Source organism: Ruegeria sp. BHSB196 (genome assembly GCF_059613135.1).
On the sequence record NZ_JBXWRY010000029.1, the window covers coordinates 30,639 to 51,856 of the forward strand.

Sequence of the window (21,218 nt, forward strand, 5' to 3'; positions counted from 1 at the left end):
TTTTGCCATTTCCTCGCAGCGCGATACACTTCCACCATATATCTTCACGGAAGGGAATGTCATGTCCGAACCTGCCGAGCTCGTCGCCGAGATCGAAGCCCTGGAAGAAAAGCTGCAGCAGGCCAAATCCTCGATCACCCGCAGGTTCATCGGGCAGGAGCGGGTCGTCGATCTGACGCTGACCGCGCTGCTGTGCGGCGGGCATGCGTTGCTGATCGGGCTGCCGGGTCTTGGCAAGACGCGGCTGGTCGAGACGCTGAGCACCGTCATGGGCCTGCATGGCAACCGCATCCAGTTCACGCCCGATCTGATGCCCGCCGACATTCTGGGCTCGGAAGTGCTCGACACCGCCGAGGATGGCAGCCGCCATTTCCGGTTCATCTCCGGGCCGATCTTTTGCCAGTTGCTGATGGCGGACGAGATCAACCGCGCCAGCCCGCGCACGCAGTCGGCGCTGCTGCAGGCGATGCAGGAGCGCACGGTGACGGTGGCGGGCGAGGACCGGTCGCTGGGCGAGCCGTTCCACGTTCTGGCCACCCAGAACCCGATCGAGCAGGAGGGCACCTATCCGCTGCCCGAGGCACAGCTGGACCGGTTCCTGGTGCAGGTCGATGTGGACTATCCCGACCGCCGGACCGAACGCGATATCCTGATCGCGACGACCGGGGTCGAAGAGGAAGAGGCCGCGCAGATCTTCACCAAGGAGGAACTGCTGGCCGCGCAGGTGCTGCTGCGCCGGATGCCGGTCGGCGAGTCGGTGGTCGAATTGATTCTGGATCTGGTGCGGGCGTTCCGTCCCGACGAGCCGGGCGTGTCCGAGCGGGTACGCGAGACCGTGGCCTGGGGTCCGGGGCCGCGCGCCGCGCAGGCGCTGATGATGACGGTGCGAGCGCGGGCGATGCTGCAGGGCCGGCTGGCCCCCAATGCCGAGGACGTGCTGGACATGGCGCGGCCGGTTCTGAGCCACCGGATGGCGCTGAACTTTGCCGCCCGCGCCCGCGGTGACAGCCTGGCCGACCTGATCGAATCAACCGCGGCCGGTCTGACCCGCGGCGAGGCCGCGGCGTGAGCGCCGCGCTGACCCTTCGCGAAAGATCCGAGGCCGAGGCGTCACGGCTGCCGCCGCTTCTGGCGCGGGCCGAGCATCTGGCGGGCACGGTGCTGCTGGGCGATCACGGCCGCCGCCGCGCCGGGCTGGGCGACGATTTCTGGCAGTACCGGCCGGCCCAGACCGGCGACAGCAAGCGGATGATCGACCACCGGCGCTCGGCGCGCGGGGATCAGCAATATGTGCGCGAGCGGGAATGGCAGATCGCGCAATCGGTGATGTTGTGGGTCGATCAGGGCGCGTCGATGCGGTTCGCCTCGGACAAGACCCTGCCGCCCAAGATCGACCGCGCGCGGCTGCTGGGGCTGTCGATCGCGATCCTGCTGGTGCGCGGGGGCGAGCGGGTGGGCCTGACCGGCACCGCCCTGCCGCCGCGGCGGGGCAACGGGCAGATCATCCGGCTGGCCCAGGCCTGGTCGCAGGATGCCGAGGCCGATTACGCCCCGCCCGAGCACCGGGCGATGATCCCGTATTCGCGGGCGGTGTTCATCTCGGATTTCCTGGGCGACCTGTCCGAGGTCGAGCTGGCCCTGACCAAGGCCGCCGACCGGGGCGTGCGCGGTGTCCTGCTGCAGGTGCTGGATCCGGGGGAGGAGACCTTTCCCTATCGCGGGCGCACGATCTTTGAGAGCGTCGGCAAGACCCTGCGCCACGAAACGCTCAAGGCGGGCGATCTACGCGGGCGGTATCTGGAGCGGTTGGCCCAGCGCAAGGACGCCTTATATCAGTTGTGCCGTGCGACCGGCTGGCAACTCGGGCAGCATCACACGGGAGACAGCGCGCAGGCGGCCTTGTTGTGGCTGTACCGCGCCTTGGACGGAGGCACCCGATGACCGTTCTGGCAGGCATCGGCTTTACCGCGCCCTGGTTGCTGCTGGGGCTGCTGGCGTTGCCGGTGCTGTGGCTGATCCTGCGCGCGGTGCCGCCGGCTCCGATCCGGCGTCTGTTTCCGGCGGTGACGCTGCTTCTGGGTCTGAAGGACGACGAGAGCGTGTCGGACCGCACGCCGTGGTGGCTGTTGCTGCTGAGGATGCTGGCGGCGGCGGCGATCATCATCGGGCTGGCCGGGCCGGTTCTGAACCCGTCGCGCGACGAGGCGGGCAGCGGGCCGCTGCTGATGGTGCTGGACGGGAGTTGGGCCGGGGCGGCGCGCTGGCCGGCGACGCTGAATCAGATCGACGCCCAGTTGACCGAGGCCGGCCGGGCCGGGCGGCCGGTGGCGATCCTGCGGCTGACCGATCCGGAACAGCCAGTGTTTCAGGCGGCCGAAACCTGGCGCAGCCGGTTGCCGGGGCTGGTGCCGATGCCGTGGCAGCCGGAGGCGGGCCAGATCGACGCTTCTTTGGCCGCGATTGACGGGCTGGACGGGGCATTCGACACGCTGTGGTTCAGCGATGCGCTCGACTATGACGGGCGCGATACGGTGCTGGCCGCGCTGCAGTCGCGCGGCGGCGTCACCGTCTATCGCGCGGCGGCGGGCGCTGTTGCGCTGCGGCCGGCAGGGTTCGAGGATGGCCTGATCCAGCTGACCGCGGTGCGGTCGGAGCCCGGACCGGCGCAGCAGCTGACGCTGGTGGCGCAGGGGCGCGATCCGGCGGGCACGATGCGGGCGCTGCAGACGGCGACGGCGGAGTTCGCCGATGGCGATACCGAGGCGCAGACGGCGCTGGCCCTGCCGTCGGAACTGCGGGCGCGGATCACCCGGTTCGAGATTCAGGGCCAGAGATCGGCCGGGGCCGTGACCCTGACCGATGACAGCCTGCGCCGGCGCGAGGTCGCCCTGATCGCCGGAAAGCGCAACCGCGAGGGGCTGGAGCTGCTGTCGCCGCTGCATTACCTGACGCAAGTGTTGGTGCCGACCGCCGAATTCGTGGACGGATCGTTGCTGGAGGTCTTGCCCGCCAATCCGGACGTGATCGTTCTGGCGGATGTGGCGACCCTGTCCGAGAAGGAAGAAGGCGAATTGGTCGCCTGGATCGAAAAGGGCGGCCTGTTGCTGCGCTTTGCGGGGCCGCGCATGGCGGCCAGCGATCTAGGGCGGGACGAAGAGGACGTGCTGTTGCCGGTGCGCCTGCGCAGCGGCGGGCGGTCGGTCGGCGGCGCGATGAGCTGGGGCGAGGCCAAGGGGCTGGCGCCGTTTGCCGAGAACTCGCCGTTCCACGGTCTGTCGATTCCCGAGGATGTGACCGTGACCACGCAGGTCATGGCCCAACCGGACCCGAACCTGGCGGATCGGGTGATCGCGTCGCTGAATGACGGCACGCCGCTTGTCACCCGCAAGCCGCTGGGTCTGGGCCAGGTGGTGCTGTTTCACGTGACCGCGGATGCGGAATGGTCGAGCCTGCCGCTGTCAGGCCTGTTCGTCGAGATGCTCGACCGGCTGGCGGTCGCCTCGGCCGCCAAGGCGCAGCAGGTGGAGTTGCTGGAAGGCACGGTCTGGGCACCGGCGCAGGTTCTGGACGGGTTCGGCACGCTGTCGGATGCGGGCAACCTGCCCGGGGTCGATGGCGCTGATCTGGTCGAAGGTGTGCCCGGGCCGGACCTGCGCCCCGGCATCTACCTGAACGACAAGCAGCGGCTGGCCCTGAACGTGCTGTCGGCGGAGACCGAGCTGCGCCCGGCGGTCTGGCCCGCCGATGTTCCGGTCAGGGGGCAGGAGGTGAACCGCGAAGTCCCGCTGGGCGGGCTTTTGCTGAGTCTCGCGCTGTTGATGCTGACGGTGGACGTGGTGGCCTCGCTGGCGCTGTCGGGGCGGTTGGGGCTGGCCCGCGCGGCGGCGCTGGTGCTCGGCGTGCTGATGGCGGCGCCGCAGGCGCAGGCGCAAGGCGCCGAGGACACCGATTTCGCGCTCGCCTCGACCAACGAGCTGGTTCTGGCGCATGTCCTGACCGGCGACCCGCAGGTGGACGACATCGCGCTGGCCGGGCTGCGGGGGCTGTCGGACACGCTGTTCTTCCGCACCTCGGTCGAGCCGGCCGAGCCGATCGGGGTGGATCTGGAGCGCGATGAGCTGGCGTTCTTTCCGCTGCTCTACTGGCCGATCACGCCGGGACAGCCGACGCCCTCGGCCGAAGCCTATGCCAAGCTGAACGCCTATCTGCGGTCGGGCGGCATGATCCTGTTCGACACGCGGGACGCGGACATCGCGCGCTACGGCGCCGCCAGCCCGAATGGCCGCAAGCTGCAGGATCTGGCCGCGCCGCTGGACATTCCGCCGCTGGAGCCGGTGCCGCGCGATCATGTGCTGACCCGCGCCTTCTACCTGCTGCAGGACTTTCCGGGACGCTATGCCGGCGTCGATGTCTGGGTCGAAGCCGCGCCGCCCGACGCCGAGCAGATCGAGGGGATGCCGTTCCGCAACCTCAATGACGGGGTCACGCCGGTGGTGATCGGCGGCAACGACTGGGCCAGCGCCTGGGCCGTGGACCGCAACGGCCAGGCCCTGTTGCCGATCGGGCGCGGCTATGCCGGCGAGCGGCAGCGCGAACTGGCGCACCGGTTCGGCGTCAATCTGGTGATGCACGTGCTCACCGGCAATTACAAATCGGATCAGGTCCACGTGCCTGCGCTGCTGGACAGGCTGGGACAATGACCGGAACCGTCATATTCGATCCGCTGATCCCGTGGCCGGTGCTGGCCGCCGTCGCCGCGCTGGCCGTCGCGGGCATCGTGCTGGCGCTGTGGCGCGGGCTGTCGGGCTGGGCGCTGCGCGGGCTGGCGGCGCTGATCCTGATCGCGGCGCTGGCCGGGCCGGTCTATCAGATCGAGGATCGCGCGCCGCTGACCGACATCGTGCTGATGATCGAGGATGACAGCGCCAGCCAGCGCCTGTCGGACCGGGCCGAGCAGACCGCCGGTGCCGCCGAACGGCTGGCCGCCGAGATCGAGGCGCGGGAAAACACCGAGCTGCGCCGCATCCGCGTCGGCGACGGCGAGGGCGACGAGGGCACGCGGCTGATGGCGGCGCTGACCGAGGCGCTGGCCGAGGAGCCGCGGGCGCGCATCGCCGGGATCATCGCCCTGTCGGACGGGCTGGTGCACGACGCCGACCAGGCCCCGGACCTGCCCGCGCCGATGCATCTGCTGATGACCGGCCATTCCGATGACTGGGACCGGCGCCTGATCGTCCGCAACGCCCCCGCCTTTGCGATCATCGGCGAACCCGTCACCCTGACGCTGCGGATCGAGGACAGCGGCGCCGCGCCGGCGGGCCGGGGAATCGCGCCGCTGGAACTGTCGGTGGATGGCGGCGATCCGCAGCGGTTCGACCTGCCGATCGGCCAGGATATCGAGGTGCCGATCACCCTGCCCCATGGCGGGCGCAACGTGATCCAGTTCTCGGTGCCCCCGTCCGAAGGCGAGCTGACCGACCGCAACAACACCGCGCTGATCCAGATGAACGGGGTGCGCGACCGGCTGCGGGTGCTGCTGGTCTCGGGCGAGCCGCATCCGGGCGGGCGCACCTGGCGCAACCTGCTGAAGTCGGACAGTTCCGTGGATCTGGTGCATTTCACCATCCTGCGCCCGCCCGAGAAGCAGGACGGGGTGCCGGTGGACGAGCTGAGCCTGATCGCCTTTCCGACCCGCGAGCTGTTCCTGGAAAAGATCGACGATTTCGACCTGATCATCTTCGACCGCTACAAGCGGCGCGGCATCCTGCCGGCGATCTATCTCGACAACGTCACCAACTACGTCAATGCGGGCGGCGCGGTGCTGATCGCCGCCGGACCGGATTTCGCCACCGCCGACAGCATCTTCCGCTCGCCGCTGGCGCCGGTGCTTCCGGCGCAGCCGACGGCGCGCGTCATCGAGGACCGCTACCTGCCCGAAGTGACCGATCTGGGTCAACGTCATCCGGTCACGGCCGATCTGGGCGATGCAGGCGACTGGGGCGCGTGGCTGCGGCAGATCGAGGTCAGGCACCGGTCGGGCGATGTGCTGATGACCGGCATCGACGAGCGCCCGCTGCTGGTGCTGGACCGGGTCGGCGAAGGCCGCGTGGCGCTGCTGGCGTCAGATCATGCCTGGCTGTGGAGCCGGGGTTATGAAGGCGGCGGGCCGCAGCTGGAACTGCTCCGCCGGCTCGCGCATTGGATGATGAAGGAACCGGAGCTGGAAGAGGAGGCGCTGTGGGCCGAGGCCAACGGCCAGAACATGCGCATCATCCGCCGCACGCTGGAGGATGAGGTCGGACCGCTGACCGTGACCCGCCCCAATGGCGAGACCGTGGAACTGACGCTGGAAGAGGTGTCGCCCGGCCGCTACGAAGCCGAATACTTCGGACCCGAGATCGGGCTTTACCGGTTGCGCGAAGGCGAGCGCGAGGCGGTGATCGGGCTGGGGCCCGCGGCGCCGAAGGAGTTCGAGCGCACCATCGCCACCGGCGAGATCCTCGAACCGGTGCTGGCGGGCCTGCGCGGCGGGGTGATTCGGCTGGAGGATGGCCTGCCCGCGATCCGGTCAGTGCGCGAGGGGCGGCCCGCCGCAGGGCGCGGCTGGATCGGGCTCACGCCGCGCGGCGCCTATGAGACCCGGGACGTGACGCAGGCGGGGCTGCTGCCGCCGTGGCTGGTTCTGCTGCTGGCCGCCGGATTCCTCGTGGCCGGCTGGCTGCGCGAAGGGCGGCACTGAGCCGCGTCACCCGCGCCGCAGGTGCGGGACCGGCCGTTGGCTGCGGCGTCACTCGATCTCGACACGGACGCGGTCGGAGCGTCCGTTGGCATCCACCAGGACAAGCGATGCGTGGCCGCGGCCCGGATTTGGGATTTCGAACTCGCGCTGTCGTATGCCGGTTGCGACGGGGCGGCCATCGGCGAGCAGCGCGAACGGCCCCTGGCCGCCGCGCAGCTTGACGGTCAGGCCCGCGCCGCCGGTCGCGAGCCGCGCGCCGTCGGGCGGGAACAGCAGTTGCGGCGCGTCCGCCTGCGCCGCGAACGCGGCGGATCGCGGGCGGAAGCGTTGCAGGGGCTGCGGCAGGTCGGCGGCGCCGACGACCAGGGTCGAGGGCGGCGGCGGGGGCAGCGGCTGGAACCGCGGTTTCAGGCGGCCGAACGCCTCGAACAGCACCGGCGCGGCCAGATCGCCGCCGAAGGCGCCGGGCACCGGGGTGCCGTCCGCCCGGCCCAGCCAGACGCCGACCACATGCCGTCCGTCAAAGCCGATGGCCCAGGCATCGCGGTGGCCATAGGAGGTGCCGGTCTTGTAGGCCAGCACCCCCGCCGGAGCGCCGGGCGGCGGGGTGAGGCCCGCCAGAATGTCACCCACCTGCCAGGCGGCGGTGTCGGACAGGACGCGCGCGGTGCGCAGGGCCGGATCCGCGAGGCCGTCGCGCAGAACCGGCCCCTGCCCGCCCGCCGCGAGAGCGGCGTAGAGCTGGACCAGATCGCGCAGGGTGATCCCGACCCCGCCCAGAGACACCGCAAGCCCAGGCGCGCCGCCCGACAGGCGCGGCCCGGTTCCGGCGCGGCGCAGCGCCGCCATCACGCGGCTGGGGCCGAGGTCATGGGTCAGGCGCACGACGGGGATGTTCAGCGACATCTGCAGGGCGTCGCGCACCCGCACGTCGCCCCGGAACACGCCGTCGAAATTGCGCGGCGCGTAGCGGCCGAACAGGACCGGGCCGTCATGGATCAGGGTTTCCGGATGCGCCATCCCCTGATCGAAGGCCAGCCCGTAGACCAGAGGTTTCAGCGCCGATCCGGGCGAGCGCAGGGCCACGGTCATATCGACGAATCCATGCCGCGCATCGCCGTAGCCGGCGGACCCGACCGAGGCGAGGATGTCGCCCGTGCGGTGATCGGCCACCACCATCGCGCCGGACACGCGCGGCCCGGCGCGCGTTGCGGCGCGGGCGACCAGAGGTTCGAGGCGGGCTTGCAGGTCCGCGTCCAGCGTCAGTGCGTGCACCGGCGTTTCCGGCGCGCGCGCGGTGGCGCGATCCGCCAGATGCGCCGCAAGCTGCGGAAAGGGGCGCAGGGCGGAAGGGACCGCCTCGGCCAGCGCGGCCCGGGCGTCGGCGGCCGGCAGCGCGCCGTGCCTGGCCGCGCGGTGCAGGACGCGGTCGCGCGCCGTTCTGGCGGCCTCGGGGTGCCGGTCGGGACGGCGGGTTTCCGGCGATTGCGGCAATGCGACCAGCAGCGCCGCCTCGGCAGGGGTCAGGCGGCGCGGCTCCTTGCCGAACCAGGCGAGCGTGGCCGCGCGCACGCCTTCGAGGTTGCCGCCATAGGGGGCGTGGGTCAGGTAGAGGGTCAGGATGTCCGGCTTGCTCAGCCGCCGTTCGAGCGCCAGCGCGACGCGGATCTGCCGCAGCTTGCCCTGCCAGCGCCCGGTCGGCCCGTCCTCGAGCAGCCGCGCCACCTGCATGGTCAGGGTCGATCCGCCGGACACCGCGCGGCGGTTCCACAGCGCCTGACCGGCGGCGCGGATCATGGCCAGCGGATCGACGCCGGAATGGGCGTGAAACCGTTTGTCCTCGTATCGGATCAGCATGGCGACATAGCCCGGATCCACCGACCCCGGCCGCAGCCGCCAGATCCCGTTCGCGACCGGATAGGCGCGCAGCAGAGCGCCATTCCGGTCCCGCACCTCGACCGAGGTTTCGGCCAGCACCGGCGGCAGATCGGTCCGGTCGATCCACCGGTCCAGCCCGTCGCGGACGGCTGCCGCAAGGAACAGCCCCGCCGCCAGTCCGAACAGCAGATGCGCGGGCCTAGGCATCGACCCATCCTTCCCACAGGCCGGGATAGGAGGTGACGAATCCCGGGCGGTGGGTGTCGAGCTCGGCCTCGAAATTCGGCGAGCTGTAGCGGTATGTGTCGCCGTCGATGCGGGTATAGATCTGGTCCAGACGCGCCATGGTGGCCAGGCCCGGCTTGAGCCAGGCGGCGCTGACATGGGCGCTTTGCCCCCGGTCGAGCGACAGGCGGCGCAGCGGCAGCAGGTTGGTGGCGGGGGTGAAGCTGAGGTCGAGATCGTCGCAGGCGGCGGTGTTGTCCTGCAGCGCGTCGTTCAGAAGCCAGCCGCCCTCCCCGCGCTCCAGCCGCAGGGCGACGGGGCGCCCGCCGATCTCGCCCGCCACCGCCGCCGACAGGCTGAACCAGTCGGGATCGCAGCGCACGTCATAGGTCAGGCTGGCGTCCACACCGTCATCGTGCCAGATCGCCTGCCCGACCAGCATCCAGCCCTGATCCAGGCGCGACAGCGTGCAGCGGTCGGTGCCCTCCATGTCCAGCCGCCGCCAATGGGCGGTGGCGACGGCGACACGGCCGGTCATCGGACGATGACCTGACCGGTTGCGGTCCAGGCGCGGTTGCGGGGGCGGTACATGTCCTCGACCGAGGCGGCCGGGTGGTGGAACCGGCCGGGGCTGACCGCGCGGGCGACATAGGCCAGCGTCACCGGCCCGATGCCGAACCGGTCCACCGCCGCCAGGAACCGGTCGGAGCGGAACTCGGCATGGGCCGCCTCGGACAGGTCCAGCCAGTTCAGCGCCCGCACGTCACCGGACCGCAGCAGGTTGGGATTGTCGATCTCGATCCCGGCCGGGAGCGGATCGTCGACCATCAGCCGCGCGCCGCCGTCCTCGAACGGGGTCACGGTCAGAACCGTGACGAAGCGTTCGCCCACCGCGAAGGTGTTGGAGTCGAGGGGCGCCCCCTCCATCGAGTAATGCCGCCGGGTGATCGCATAGCCGGTGCCGCCGGGCTGGGGCGCGGCCTCGGGCACGCCGGTCACGGTGAGCGTGATGTCGGTGGTCCGGCCATCGGCGGCGGTGACGTTCAGAACCGTGTCGGCATCGTCTTCGAGCACCTGCACGAAGGGGCCGGCCACCGGGGCGCCGTTGACGCGCAGCCCGGATCGTTCGGGCGTCGCGATCAGGGCGTGGGCGGCGAGCAGGGACCAGGCGGCCTCCTGCGTCGACAGCGTTGCGGTGTCGCTGCCGATCCGGGCAACCAGTGCATCGCGGTCGATCACCGCGCTGCCCGCCTCGGCCGCCAGCGTCAGAAGCCCGGCGGCATCGCGCAGCGGGGTGCCGTAATCCGCGCGCCACAGCGGCGCCTCGCGCGCGGGGCGGTCGGCCAGCAGGCGCGCGGCGCGGGCGAACATGGCGTCGGCGCGGGTCTGGTCGCCATAGGCCGCGAGCGCCGCCCCCAGCTGGGCCGCCGCCAGCGGCGTGGCGAAGGCATCGCCCTTGACATCGGCATAGTAGCGCAGGTCGCCCATCGCCGCCGCGCCTTCGCGGGCCAGAACCATCAGGGCATAGGCGATGTCCTCGCCGCCCTGATCGAAGTCCGGGGCATAGTTGACGCGGTTGCGCAGGTTGTCCATCGCCTGCGCGAAGGCGCGGTCGGGGATGGCATGGCCCTGCGCCCGCGCGCGCGACAGGAAATCGCTGACATAGGCGTCGAGCCAGAAATCGCCGCTTTCGGCGCGCCACAGTCCGAACGAGCCGTTTCCGGTCTGCCGGGTCAGCACGCTTTCAATCGCCTTGTCGATGCGCTCGGCCACCGCCGGGCCGTCGCCCAGGCCCGACGCCTGCGCCACCGAGGACAGGTAGAGCAGCGGCAGCGCCTGGCTGGTGATCTGCTCGGTGCAGCCATAGGGGTAGCGGTCGAGCGCATCCAAGAGGCCGGGCGCGTCGAACCTGGCCAGCGGTCCGGCGGACAGGAGCGCCTTGCCCGAACCGGGGCGCAGGCCGGTGAACACGTCGGCGGAGAACAGGAAACTGTCCCCCGCGCCCAGCGCAAAGCGCCGCGTCCGCGACACCGGCGGGTCGTTGGCCCGCACCGGCAGGGTCAGCGTCTGCATCAGCGGTTTGCCGTCCGGCGTGGTGACGGTCACGCCGATCCCGGGATCGCCGAGCGCCACGGCGCGCACCGGGATGTCAAAGACGGCCTTTCCGCCCGCGTCCAGCACGAAGGTGGCCGGGGCCTCGCCCAGTTGCAGCGCGGGCGGGGCGGTGAGGTTCAGGGCCACCTCGCCCGCCGGGCCATCGGCATGCACGATTTCGAGCCGCAGGCGGCTGTCGTCGCCGGGGGCAAGAAAGCGCGGGACGCTGGCGGTCACGACCACCGGATCGCGGACGATCATTTCGGCCTCGGCCTGGCCGACGGCGCGGGCGGACCAGGCCACCGCCATCAGGCGCACCGTGCCGTTGAAGGCAGGCAGCGGCAAGTCGATCACCGCTTCGCCCGCGGCGTCGAGCTGCACCGGGCCGGTGAACACCGCCATCAGATCCTGGGTCGGCGGCGGCGACTGCATCCGCATTCCGGCGCCGCTGTCTCCGCCCGAGCGCACGGTGCCCAAGGCGCCGTTCATGCCGTCGATCAGGCGGCCATAGACGTCGCGCAGTTCGACGCCCAGCCGGCGCTGGCCGAAATAGTGGCCGTCGGGATCGGGGCTGGTGAATCCGGTCAGGTTCAGGATGCCTACATCGACCGCCGCCAGCGTCACCCAGACCTGTTCGCCCGCCGCGGCCCCGTCGGCGCGGAGGCGGACCTGCCGGGTCTGGCGCGGCTCGGCCACGTCGGGCGCGTCGATGGTCACGGCAAGACGCCGCCCCACGGGTTCCACGGCGGCATGGGCCACGCCCAGCGCGCGGGCCGGGTTCTGGCCCGCCGCGACATCCATCGGGCGGATCACGGTGGCCGTCACATAGGCCCCCGCGCCCCAATCCTCGGTCACGGGGATCGGGATAACGGTTTCGCCTGCGGGCACCTCGACCATCTGGCGGGAGATCACGCTGTCCGACAGCACCGCGATCTGCGCGACCCCCGCCATGCGCGGCACGATCCGCAGCCGGGCGGTGTCGCCGGGGCGATAGCTGTCGCGGTCGAGCGACAGCTCCAGCCGGTCGGGCGTGGCCGAGGCATCCGCCGCCTGATACCACCCTGCGAAGAAGTCGAGCGCGGCGGCGGCATAGTCGCCGTCCACCCGCTCGATCACAAGCTCGTACCGGCCCCACCCGACCGGCTGGCTGAGGCGCAGCGGGTCCGTGCCCAGATCGGCCTCGCCCGTGGCGATGCGGGTGCGGCGGGTCGTCGGCTCCCAGTTCCAGTTGCCGTAGAGCTGATACCACTGGTACCGCGTTTCGAGCCGGTTCAGGGTCCAGCGCACGCGCATCGGCGTCGGGGCCAGATCAGGGGACAGCGCGACGATGCGGAACGCGGCCTCGGTCCCTTCGGGCACCACCTCCGCGAACATCGGCCTGATCCCGATGACCGGGGTGGACGGCAGGACCGGCGCGGTCAGGCGGCGCTCGACCGGGCGGCCCGAACCGTCCGCGAGGCGGGCGATCACGGTGGCCTCCAGCGGTTTGCCGGCGGCCTCGAACGCCGGGATCTCGACCGCGACGGTCGCGCGCCCCTGCGCGTCGGTGCGGTCGCCGCCGAACTGGCTGCTCTGGGCCGAGGCCGGTTCGTCGTAGCGGCCGAACCGATAGTCTTCGTAGCCCGGCACGGTCTCGGCCGGGCGCAGAACCACCTGCCCGTCGATGCCGAGGTCGGAGCCGGGCGCCCCAAAGAGATAACGCGCCGCGATGGTCAGCGGCGGGCTGTCGCCGGGGCGCAGGGGCGCCTCGGGCAGGGACATCTCGAAATCGATGCGCTCGGGCAGGAAATCCTCGACCAGCACGGTCTGGCTGGCCAGGGCGGTGCCATTGGGGTCGGTCCGCAGCTCGATGCGCCAGGTACCGCGCGGCGCGTCCGGCGCGACCGGCAGGGCGAAGACGTGGCCACCCGCGACGCCGCCATCCGACACGCGACGGCGGTATTCCACCCCGTCGGGCCGGCTGAGCGTGGCGATCAGGGGCAGCGACTCGACCGCCTGGGCCCGGCCGTCGCGCGTCAGGGCGGTGACGTGGATGGTTTCGCCGGCGCGATAGGCGCCGCGGTCGGTGGTCAGGAACACATCGACCGGCCCGGCGGGTGCACGCCCCTCGACGCCACGATCCGAAAGGTCGAAGGCCGGATCGGTGAGCGCAAGAAAGCTGAAATCGCGGTCGCCGTCGGCGGCGAGGACCAGAGCGGGCGCGGCAGCCCCCCGGCCCCGCGTCAGGCCGGCATCGAACCGGGCGTACCCGTCGGCATCGGTTTCAGCGGTCGCGATGACGGCATTGGCCTGCGAGATCAGCGAGACCTGGATGCCCGCGCGCGGCAGGGCGTCGCCCAGACCGCGAATGCCCACGTGCAGCCCGTCCGTGCCCGACATCGTGGCAATGCCCAGGTCGGTCAGCACGAACCACTGCGTCGCCCCCGGATCGTCATAGGGGTCGGCCCCCGGAACGCGGGCGGTCAGGGCGTAGATCCCGGCGGGCTGGCCGGCGATGGCATCGCCCATCGGCAGACGGGCGGTCATGTCGCGGTTGAGGTCCGAGGGAACCTCGGCGGTGCCGGTCCACACCTCCTCGGCGATCTGGTCCGAGAACTGCCGGTCCTGCCATTGGCTGAGCGGGCGGCCAAAGAACCCGTCCTGCAACGCGCGCAGCAGGTTGCGGTCGCTGACCCGGCGCAGCCGGAGCTCCAGCTGTGCCACGTTGACGGTTTCGACCGGCAGCGCCGCGTCGGCGGCCCTGGGCAGGACATAGCTGCGGCCCGGAAACCGGACCGCCGGCGAACGGTCGCGCACGTAATGGGTCAGGTCCACGTCCTTGAGCAGGGTCTCGCCCGAGGCGGAGGGCAGCCCCTGCCGGAATGTCAGGCGATAGCGTTTGCCATGCTCGACGCCATCGACGCAAAGCTGGCGATCCTCCGCCTGAACCACCAGTTGCGGCTCCGGCAATTGCACGAAGGGTTCGTAATCGACACCGGCCTTGACCAGCGGTTCCGAGAACTCGGCGCAGATGCGCGGCTGGGCGGCATCGCTTTCGACCGAACTGCCGGTGATGCGGAAGCCGTATTTCGCCACGGCGGCGTCCAGCGCGGCCAGCACGTCCTCGCGCGGCTGGATGTCGGCGGCGAGACGCAGCGCCGATACCATGTCGCGGCCCCGGTCGTTGCGTTCCAGCGCCTCGGCCAGCACCACCAGCGCGCCGACCTGCGCGCCGGGCGTTTCCGCCCGCAGGTAGCCGTTGGCGGCGGCGCCCAGCGCCCGGCGGGCATAGTCGCGCTTGCGGTTCCAGTCCTCGGTCGGGATGTCCAGCAGCAGACGCGCGTAGTCCACCCACAGATCGGCGCGGTCGCTGATCGACACCGCGACCCCGGTCCAGCCCATCGCCTGCAGGGGCGTCGGCGCGGCCCGGGCCGCATCCAGAACGGACTCCAGCGCCAGCCCGCCGCCCGGATGACGCAAGCCGAGGTCGCGGGCCTGCAGGCGGGCGCCGGTCCGGTCGTCGTCGTCCAGAAACGCCAGCTCGGCGGACCGGGTTTCCGCCAGCGCCAGAACGCCCGCGCCGGTGGCGATCTTTTGCGCCGACAGCGCACCTTCGTAGGTTTCCTGCCGGTTGACGCCGCTTTTGGGGAAGCAGGCGCGCGAACGGGTGTTGTAGGTGAACGCGGCGCAGGCGGGATTGGCCGAGCAGGCCCGGACACAGGACGGCAGATCGGTATCGAACAGCGCATCGAGGTCGGCGCCGTAGAAATCGGCGTCGCGCGTCGCGAGATAGCGGAACTCGGGCGTGGCGGTTTGCGCCTGCAGCGCGGTGGCCCCGGTCAAGGCAAGGAAAAACAAGGAAATTGAGGTAAATGGAATGCGGCGCATGGCGATCTCCCGTTTGATCGCAGGGTGGCACGAGCGATCGCCGCATTGCAACGGCTGAGGCCGCAACCGGGGCGCGACTTAAACAGATTTTCACCGACTCCTTCGATGCTGCCCGCACGACAGTCCGGGAGCCGACGAGATGAGCCTTGCCGAAAAGCTGGCCGAGGAACGCCGCGCGCGTCTTGCGGCGGAGCGCATGCTGGAACTCAAGCAGGCCGAGCTTTCGGCCGCCAACCGCAAACTGGGCCGGCACGCGCTGGCGCTGACCAAGCGGATCGGCGAGACCCAGGCCGAGGTGGCGACCGTTCGCGACGAGAACGAAAAGGTCAAATCCGACCTCCACATGGCCCATGCCAAGATCGAGGTCGCCGAGCGCCGCCTGTGGCATTCCATTCAGGCCATCCAGGACGGGTTTGCCTTTTTCGACGCCGACCACAAGCTGATCGCTGCGAACACGGCCTATCTGAGCGTGTTCGACGGGCTGGACGAGGTTGCGCCGGGCATCTCGTACATGCGCATCCTCGAAATCCTGACGGATGAGGGCATCGTGGACATCGGCAGCGAGCCGGCCGAGGCGTGGCGCGCGATGATGCGCGACCGCTGGCTGTCGGCCAATCCCGCCCCCATCGTCATCCGGCTCTGGAACCGGCAGTACATCAAGCTGATCGACCAGCACGGGCGCGGCGGCGACATCGTGAGCCTGGCGCTGAACATCACCTCGACCGTGCGCCACGAGGCCGAGCTGCGGGCCGCGCGGGAACGGGCCGAGGCGGCCAACCGCGCGAAATCCGCCTTTCTGGCCAACATGAGCCACGAGATCCGGACGCCGATGAACGGCATCGTCGGCATGTCCGAGCTGCTGACGGAAACCGCGCTGGACGAGGAGCAGCAGGTCTATGTCAACACCATCCGCAATTCGGGCGAGGCGCTGTTGGTCATCATCAACGACGTGCTGGACTATTCCAAGATCGAGGCCGACAAGCTGGTGCTGCATTCCGAGGTCTTCGATCTGGAACGCTGCATCCACGAAATCGCCATGCTGCTGCAGCCGACGGTGCGCGACAAGGGGCTGCGTCTGCTGGTGGACTACGACCTGTTCCTGCCCACCCTGTTCGTCGGCGATCCCGGCCGGGTCCGACAGGTTCTGACCAACCTCGTCGGCAATGCCGTCAAGTTCACGGCCGCGGGGCATGTCCTGATCCGGATCACGGGCGTGCCGGAACCCGAGCGGCAGCGATGCGGCATTCACGTCGCGATCGAGGATACCGGCATCGGCATCGCGCGCGAGAAGATCGATCACATCTTCGGCGAGTTCAATCAGGTCGAGGACGAGCGCAACCGCCAGTTCGAGGGCACCGGGTTGGGGCTGGCGATCTCGCGGCGGCTGATCGAGATGATGGGCGGCGCGATCTGGGTCGAAAGCGAGGAAGGGCGCGGATCGTGCTTCGGATTTCGCATCGACCTGCCGACGGCCGAAGGCCCGCAGCCGGTACCGCCCAGCCTGGAGGATCGCCTGCATCACGTCATGGTCGTGGACGATCTGGCGGTCAACCGGGCCATACTGGAAAAGCAGCTGGGCCGGCTGGGCGCGCAAGTCACCGCCTGCCGGTCAGCGGGCGAGGCGCTGGATCGCCTGGACGGCAGCGTGGATCTGGTGCTTTGCGATCACGACTTGCCGGATCTCGGCGGGCTGGCCTTTGCCCGCGCGGTGCGCGACGGGGGATGGGACGCAGTGCCGATCGTCATGCTGACCTCGAATCCCGGCGCGCTGCACGCGGATGCGGACCGCCACCTGATCCAGGGCGTGATGCAGAAACCGATTCCGCGGGCCGAGCTCTTTGCGCGGCTCAATGCCCTGGGCGCCTCGCTGTTTGAGCGCGGCGCGGCGACTGCGGGTCCGGATGCCGCCGAGCGGCCGGCGCCCGCGGCGACGCAGAGCCGGACCGCCGCGCGCGCCATGCGCATCCTTGCCGCCGAGGACAACCGGACCAACCAACTGGTTCTGAGCAAGATGTTGAAGGATCTGGATATCGAGTTGCGGTTCGCCGGCAACGGGATCGAGGCGGTGGCCGTCTATTCCGAGTTCGTGCCCGACCTGATCTTCATGGACATCTCGATGCCGAAGATGGACGGCAAGGAGGCAACCGGTGCGATCCGCCGGATCGAGGCCGGCACCGGCCGGCATGTTCCCATCGTGGCGCTGACCGCCCACGCGATGACCGGCGATTGCGACGGCATATTGGCGGCGGGGCTGGACCACTACATGACCAAACCCCTGCAAAAGGCGCTGCTGCATGCCAGGATCGCGGAATACCAGCCGCCGGACGCCCGTCCGGTCGGGCCACCGGCATGCCCGCCACCCTGAACCGGTCCGGTTTCGGCCACGACCTGACGAGATCGGGTGCCGCGCCTGTCGCCTACGGCCCGTCGCCGCCGGCGGGCGCGGCCCCGTAGGGACGCACGAAAACCGGCCTGTCCGGCTCGGACAGGTCAGGCCGGTAGGCATAACCGCCAACGTCGAAATCGCACAGGCCCTGGGGATCAGTCAGGCGGCGCTGGATGATGTAGCGCGCCATCGCGCCGCGGGCGCGCTTGGCGAAAAAGCTGACGATCCGGGGCGTGTCGCCCTTGTCCTCCATGAACACCGGCGTGACCACGCGCAGCCGGAGCGCGGCGGGATCGACCGCGCCGAAGTACTCCTGGCTGGCGCAGTTGACGAGGATGCCGGTTCCGACCGCCTCGGCCTGCGCGTTCAGCGCCTTGCTGATCCCGTCGCGCCAGTAGTCGTACAGGGTCTTGCCGCGCCGCGTCCTGAGCCGGCTGCCCATTTCCAGCCGATAGGGTTGTATCGCGTCGAGCGGGCGCAGGATGCCGTAAAGGCCCGAGAGAATCCGAAGATGCCGCTGCGCCCAGTCCATCTCGTCGGCGTCCAGCGACGCCGCTTCGAGACCCAGATAGGTGTCGCCGGCAAAGGCCAGGGCGGCGGGGCGCGTCACGGCATCGTCCGGGGCGTCGGAAAAATCGCGGAACCGGTCCCGGTTCAGCCGGGCCAGATCGTCGCTGAGGTGCATGAGCTTTTTCAGATCCGCCAGCGTCAGGTTGCGCGCGGTTCTCGCCAGCCGGACGGCGTCGGCCTGAAAGGCGGGCTCGGTCGCCGCCACATCGCGTTCTGCCCAGTCCAGCCGCTTGGCCGGAGAGATCACCACCAGCATGCCCGCCCCCTTGTCCTGCCTTGGCGCGACATCTAGCCCGCCCTGCGCAGCACGTCCAGAAATGCGGCGCCGAACCGTTCGGCCCGCCGGCCGCCCAGCACCTGTTCGAGCGCGCGCGTATCGTCCGGGCGCAGTTGCGCCACCCGCGCCAGCTGCGAGGCCGAGCAGGTCAGCGGCTTGTCGATGCCCTCGGGTCCACGGGTCAGTTCGGCCTGCACGGCCAGAAGTTGGTCATAGACATCGCCGGTCGCGCGCCCGGCCAGTTTGCGCCGCGCCGGGTGCAGGGCCGCCGCCTCGCCCGCGATCACTTCGAGGAACGTGGCGCCGTAGCGCTCCAGCTTCTTCGCGCCGACGCCGCCGATCCGGGCCATGTCGTCCAGCGAGGCGGGGCGTTTTTCCGCCATCTCGATCAGGGTCCGGTCGGGAAAGATGACATAGGCGGGAACGCGGGCCGCTTCGGCCAGGGCGCGGCGTCGGGCCTTGAGCGCGGACAGGAGCGGCGCGTCCTCCTCGGACACCATCATGCGGACGGCGGGACGGCGCGCCGCCTTGCGGATCGTGTCCTTGCGCAGGCGGATCGTGGCGTCGCCCTTGAGGATCGGTTTCGCCGCCTCGGTCATCCGCAGCGCGCCATGGCGGTCGGGATCGGGGCGGATCAGGTCATGGCCCATCATCTGCCGGAAGATCGCCTGCCACTGGGTCTTGGACCAGTCCTTGCCGACGCCGAAGGTCGGCAGGCCATCGTGGCGCCGGGCGCGGATCTTGTCGGTCTCGGAGCCGGTCAGAATGTCGATCAGGTGCCCGGCGCCGAACCATTCCTCGGTCCGCAGGATCGCCGACAGCGCCATGCGCACGGGCGTGGTGCCGTCGAACACCTCGGCCGGGGTGTCGCACAGGTCGCATTTGCCGCAGGCGTCGGCGTCTTCGCCGAAATAGCCGAGCAGGGTCTTGCGGCGGCAGTCCAGCGCCTCGGCCAGCCCGAGCAGCGCGTTGAGCCGCGCGTGATCGGCGGCGCGGCGTTCGGGCGGGGCCAGACCCTCGTCGATCTGGGTGCGGCGCAGCCGGATGTCGTCGGGGCCGTAGAGCGTCAGGGTTTCGGCCGGGGCACCGTCGCGCCCGGCGCGGCCGATTTCCTGATAGTAGGCCTCGATGGATTTGGGCAGGTCGGCATGGGCGACCCAGCGGATGTCGGGCTTGTCGATGCCCATGCCGAAGGCCACGGTGGCGACCACGATCAGCCCGTCCTCACGCGCGAAGCGGGTTTCGACGATGCGGCGGTCCTCGGCCTCCATGCCGCCGTGATAGTGGCAGGCGCTGTGGCCCTGTTCGCGCAGGGCCTGGGCCAGCACCTCGGTCTTGCTGCGGGTGCCGCAATAGACGATGCCCGACTGGCCGCGCCGAGCGTCGGCGAATTCGAGGATCTGCTTGCGCGGGCTGTCCTTGGCGGCAAAGGCGAGATGGATGTTGGGCCGGTCGAACCCCCGCAGGAACGTGCGCGGCGGCGTGCCGTCGAACAACTTTTCGACGATCTCGGCCCGGGTTTCGGCATCGGCGGTGGCAGTGAAGGCGGCCAGCGGCACGCCCAGCGCGCGGCGCAATTCCCCGATCCGCAGATAGTCGGGGCGGAAATCGTGACCCCATTGGCTGACGCAATGCGCCTCGTCCACGGCGATCAGGCCGACGCCGATCCGCCGCAACATGCCCAGCGCCGATCCCGCGCCCAGGCGCTCGGGCGCCATGTAGAGCAGTTTCAGCCGGCCGGCCTCGAGCGCCTCCCACACGGCGTCGGTTTCCTCGGGCGTGTTGCCCGAGGTCAGCGCGCCCGCCTCGACCCCGGCCTCCTGCAGCGCGCGGACCTGATCGCGCATCAGGGCGATCAGGGGCGAGATCACCACCGTCACCCCGTCGCGCTGCAGCGCAGGCAGTTGATAACACAGGGATTTGCCGCCGCCCGTGGGCATGATCGCCAGGACGTTCTCGCCCGCGGTCACGGCATCGACGATTTCCTCCTGTCCGGGGCGGAAGGCGTCGAATCCAAAGACATCTCGCAGCAGCGGCGCGGAGTCGAGCATGTGCGGGGCGGCCCTGTTCGAAGTGTTGTGTGTCTGCTCTCAGAGGGCAGTGTCACACACTAAGAATCCGTGAACAAGAGGCCGGTGCCGATTTCGGCCGCCCACCGGTCAGTAGAAATAGGCCACGTTGTTGAGGATGATGATCCGAAGGGCATAGACGCCGATCAGGACCACCAGCGGCGCGAGGTCGATGCCGCCCATCGGCGGGATGATCCGGCGCACGGGGCCGTAGAGCGGTTCGAGTATCCGGTTCAGCCCATACCAGATCTGCGCCACGAACTGCTGTTGCAGGTTCAGCACCTGGAAGTTGATCAGCCAGCTCATGATCACATGGGCCAGGATGAAGAACCAGACCACGTCAAGGATCAGCAGCACGATTTGGATCAGCGACAGCATGGGCACTCCGTGTTCAGACTTGCTCAGACCTAAGCAGCGCCGGCGCAAAGAGCAACCCTGCTTGTTTCCGTCCCAACTGAACGCTTGCGCAAGGGCGCAAAGGCCCGTCATATGAGGGCAACAAGACCGAGAGGCGGGCATGGCAGTGATTTCCAAGCGCAGGCGTATCTGGGGCTGGTGGTTCTTCGACTGGGCCAGTCAGCCCTATCACACGCTTTTGGTGACTTTCGTCTTTGGCCCGTATTTCGCCGGAGTGGCCGCCGAATACTATGCCAATGCCGGGCTGGATACCCAGGCCGCCGCCGCACAGGCGCAGAGCGTCTGGGCGCGCTGTCTGACCATCACCGGGCTGATCATCGCCTTCGGTGCGCCGCTGCTGGGTGCGCTGGCCGATGTGTCGGGCCGGCGCATTCCCTGGATCTTCGGTTTCTCGGTCATGTACGCCGTCGGCTCGGCGGCGCTGTGGTACACGATGCCGGACGGGTCGAACATGTGGCTGATGCTGTCGGCCTTTGGCCTCGGCTTCGTTGGGGCGGAATATGCGCTGATCTTCATCAATTCGCAGCTGCCCGATCTGGGCGACGAGCGCGAAGTGGGCGCGATTTCCGGTTCGGGCTTTGCCTTTGGCTACGTCGGCGGGCTGGTGTCGCTGGCGATCATGCTGGCGCTGTTCGTCGAACAGCCCAACGGCAAGACGCTGATCGGGATGGATCCGGTGTTCGGCCTTGACGCGGC

12 protein-coding genes are annotated in these 21,218 nt (G+C 70.0%); 6 read left to right on the forward strand and 6 right to left on the reverse strand.

Features of this window, described 5'->3' with window-relative positions:
• The first annotated feature begins 61 nt into the window (after positions 1–61).
• Genes AC2FNJ_RS14390 through AC2FNJ_RS14405 form a run of 4 tightly spaced genes read left to right on the forward strand, consistent with a single transcriptional unit; the run spans position 62 to position 6,739 of the window.
• A complete protein-coding gene (locus AC2FNJ_RS14390; protein WP_496765157.1) occupies positions 62–1,069 on the forward strand; it encodes an AAA family ATPase in 1,008 nt (335 codons plus the stop codon).
• Complete coding sequence (locus AC2FNJ_RS14395; protein WP_496765159.1) at positions 1,066–1,941, forward strand: DUF58 domain-containing protein; 876 nt, start codon at positions 1,066–1,068, stop codon at positions 1,939–1,941. The genes AC2FNJ_RS14390 and AC2FNJ_RS14395 overlap by 4 nt, the downstream gene beginning before the upstream one ends.
• Entirely contained in the window at positions 1,938–4,700 is a 2,763-nt protein-coding gene (locus tag AC2FNJ_RS14400; RefSeq protein ID WP_496765160.1) for a DUF4159 domain-containing protein, read from the forward strand. The genes AC2FNJ_RS14395 and AC2FNJ_RS14400 overlap by 4 nt, the downstream gene beginning before the upstream one ends.
• Positions 4,697–6,739 (forward strand): hypothetical protein, encoded by a 2,043-nt coding sequence (locus tag AC2FNJ_RS14405; RefSeq protein WP_496765162.1) that lies wholly within the window; start codon positions 4,697–4,699, stop codon positions 6,737–6,739. The genes AC2FNJ_RS14400 and AC2FNJ_RS14405 overlap by 4 nt, the downstream gene beginning before the upstream one ends.
• 48 nt (positions 6,740–6,787) lie before the next feature.
• On the opposite strand, the gene pbpC is transcribed toward AC2FNJ_RS14405, so the two are convergent.
• Genes pbpC through AC2FNJ_RS14420 form a run of 3 tightly spaced genes read right to left on the reverse strand, consistent with a single transcriptional unit; the run spans position 6,788 to position 14,803 of the window.
• The gene (gene pbpC / locus AC2FNJ_RS14410; protein ID WP_496765164.1) at positions 6,788–8,824 is read right to left on the reverse strand and encodes a penicillin-binding protein 1C; all 2,037 of its coding nucleotides are present in this window, start codon (positions 8,822–8,824) and stop codon (positions 6,788–6,790) included.
• Entirely contained in the window at positions 8,817–9,380 is a 564-nt protein-coding gene (locus AC2FNJ_RS14415; RefSeq protein WP_496765165.1) for a putative glycolipid-binding domain-containing protein, read from the reverse strand. The genes pbpC and AC2FNJ_RS14415 overlap by 8 nt, the downstream gene beginning before the upstream one ends.
• Positions 9,377–14,803 carry an alpha-2-macroglobulin family protein gene (locus AC2FNJ_RS14420; protein WP_496765167.1) on the reverse strand — a complete coding sequence of 1,809 codons (5,427 nt, stop codon included), beginning with the start codon at positions 14,801–14,803 and terminating at the stop codon, positions 9,377–9,379. The genes AC2FNJ_RS14415 and AC2FNJ_RS14420 overlap by 4 nt, the downstream gene beginning before the upstream one ends.
• A gap of 139 nt (positions 14,804–14,942) precedes the next feature.
• Between AC2FNJ_RS14420 and AC2FNJ_RS14425 the strand changes: the two genes are divergently transcribed.
• Complete coding sequence (locus AC2FNJ_RS14425) at positions 14,943–17,168, forward strand: response regulator (protein ID WP_496765169.1); 2,226 nt, start codon at positions 14,943–14,945, stop codon at positions 17,166–17,168.
• A gap of 52 nt (positions 17,169–17,220) precedes the next feature.
• Here the strand turns inward: AC2FNJ_RS14425 and yaaA are convergent, their stop codons facing one another.
• From yaaA to AC2FNJ_RS14440, 3 genes are all read right to left on the reverse strand, one after another.
• Complete coding sequence (yaaA, locus tag AC2FNJ_RS14430) at positions 17,221–18,015, reverse strand: peroxide stress protein YaaA (protein WP_496765171.1); 795 nt, start codon at positions 18,013–18,015, stop codon at positions 17,221–17,223.
• Between the two features lie 32 nt (positions 18,016–18,047).
• Positions 18,048–20,087 carry a DNA helicase RecQ gene (recQ, locus tag AC2FNJ_RS14435; RefSeq protein WP_496765173.1) on the reverse strand — a complete coding sequence of 680 codons (2,040 nt, stop codon included), beginning with the start codon at positions 20,085–20,087 and terminating at the stop codon, positions 18,048–18,050.
• A gap of 108 nt (positions 20,088–20,195) precedes the next feature.
• Positions 20,196–20,483 (reverse strand): YggT family protein, encoded by a 288-nt coding sequence (locus AC2FNJ_RS14440; protein WP_496765175.1) that lies wholly within the window; start codon positions 20,481–20,483, stop codon positions 20,196–20,198.
• A 139-nt stretch (positions 20,484–20,622) separates the two neighbouring features.
• On the opposite strand from AC2FNJ_RS14440, the gene AC2FNJ_RS14445 reads away from it, so the two are divergent.
• The coding region (locus AC2FNJ_RS14445; RefSeq protein ID WP_496765177.1) for an MFS transporter at positions 20,623–21,218 on the forward strand (596 nt) is incomplete at its 3' end.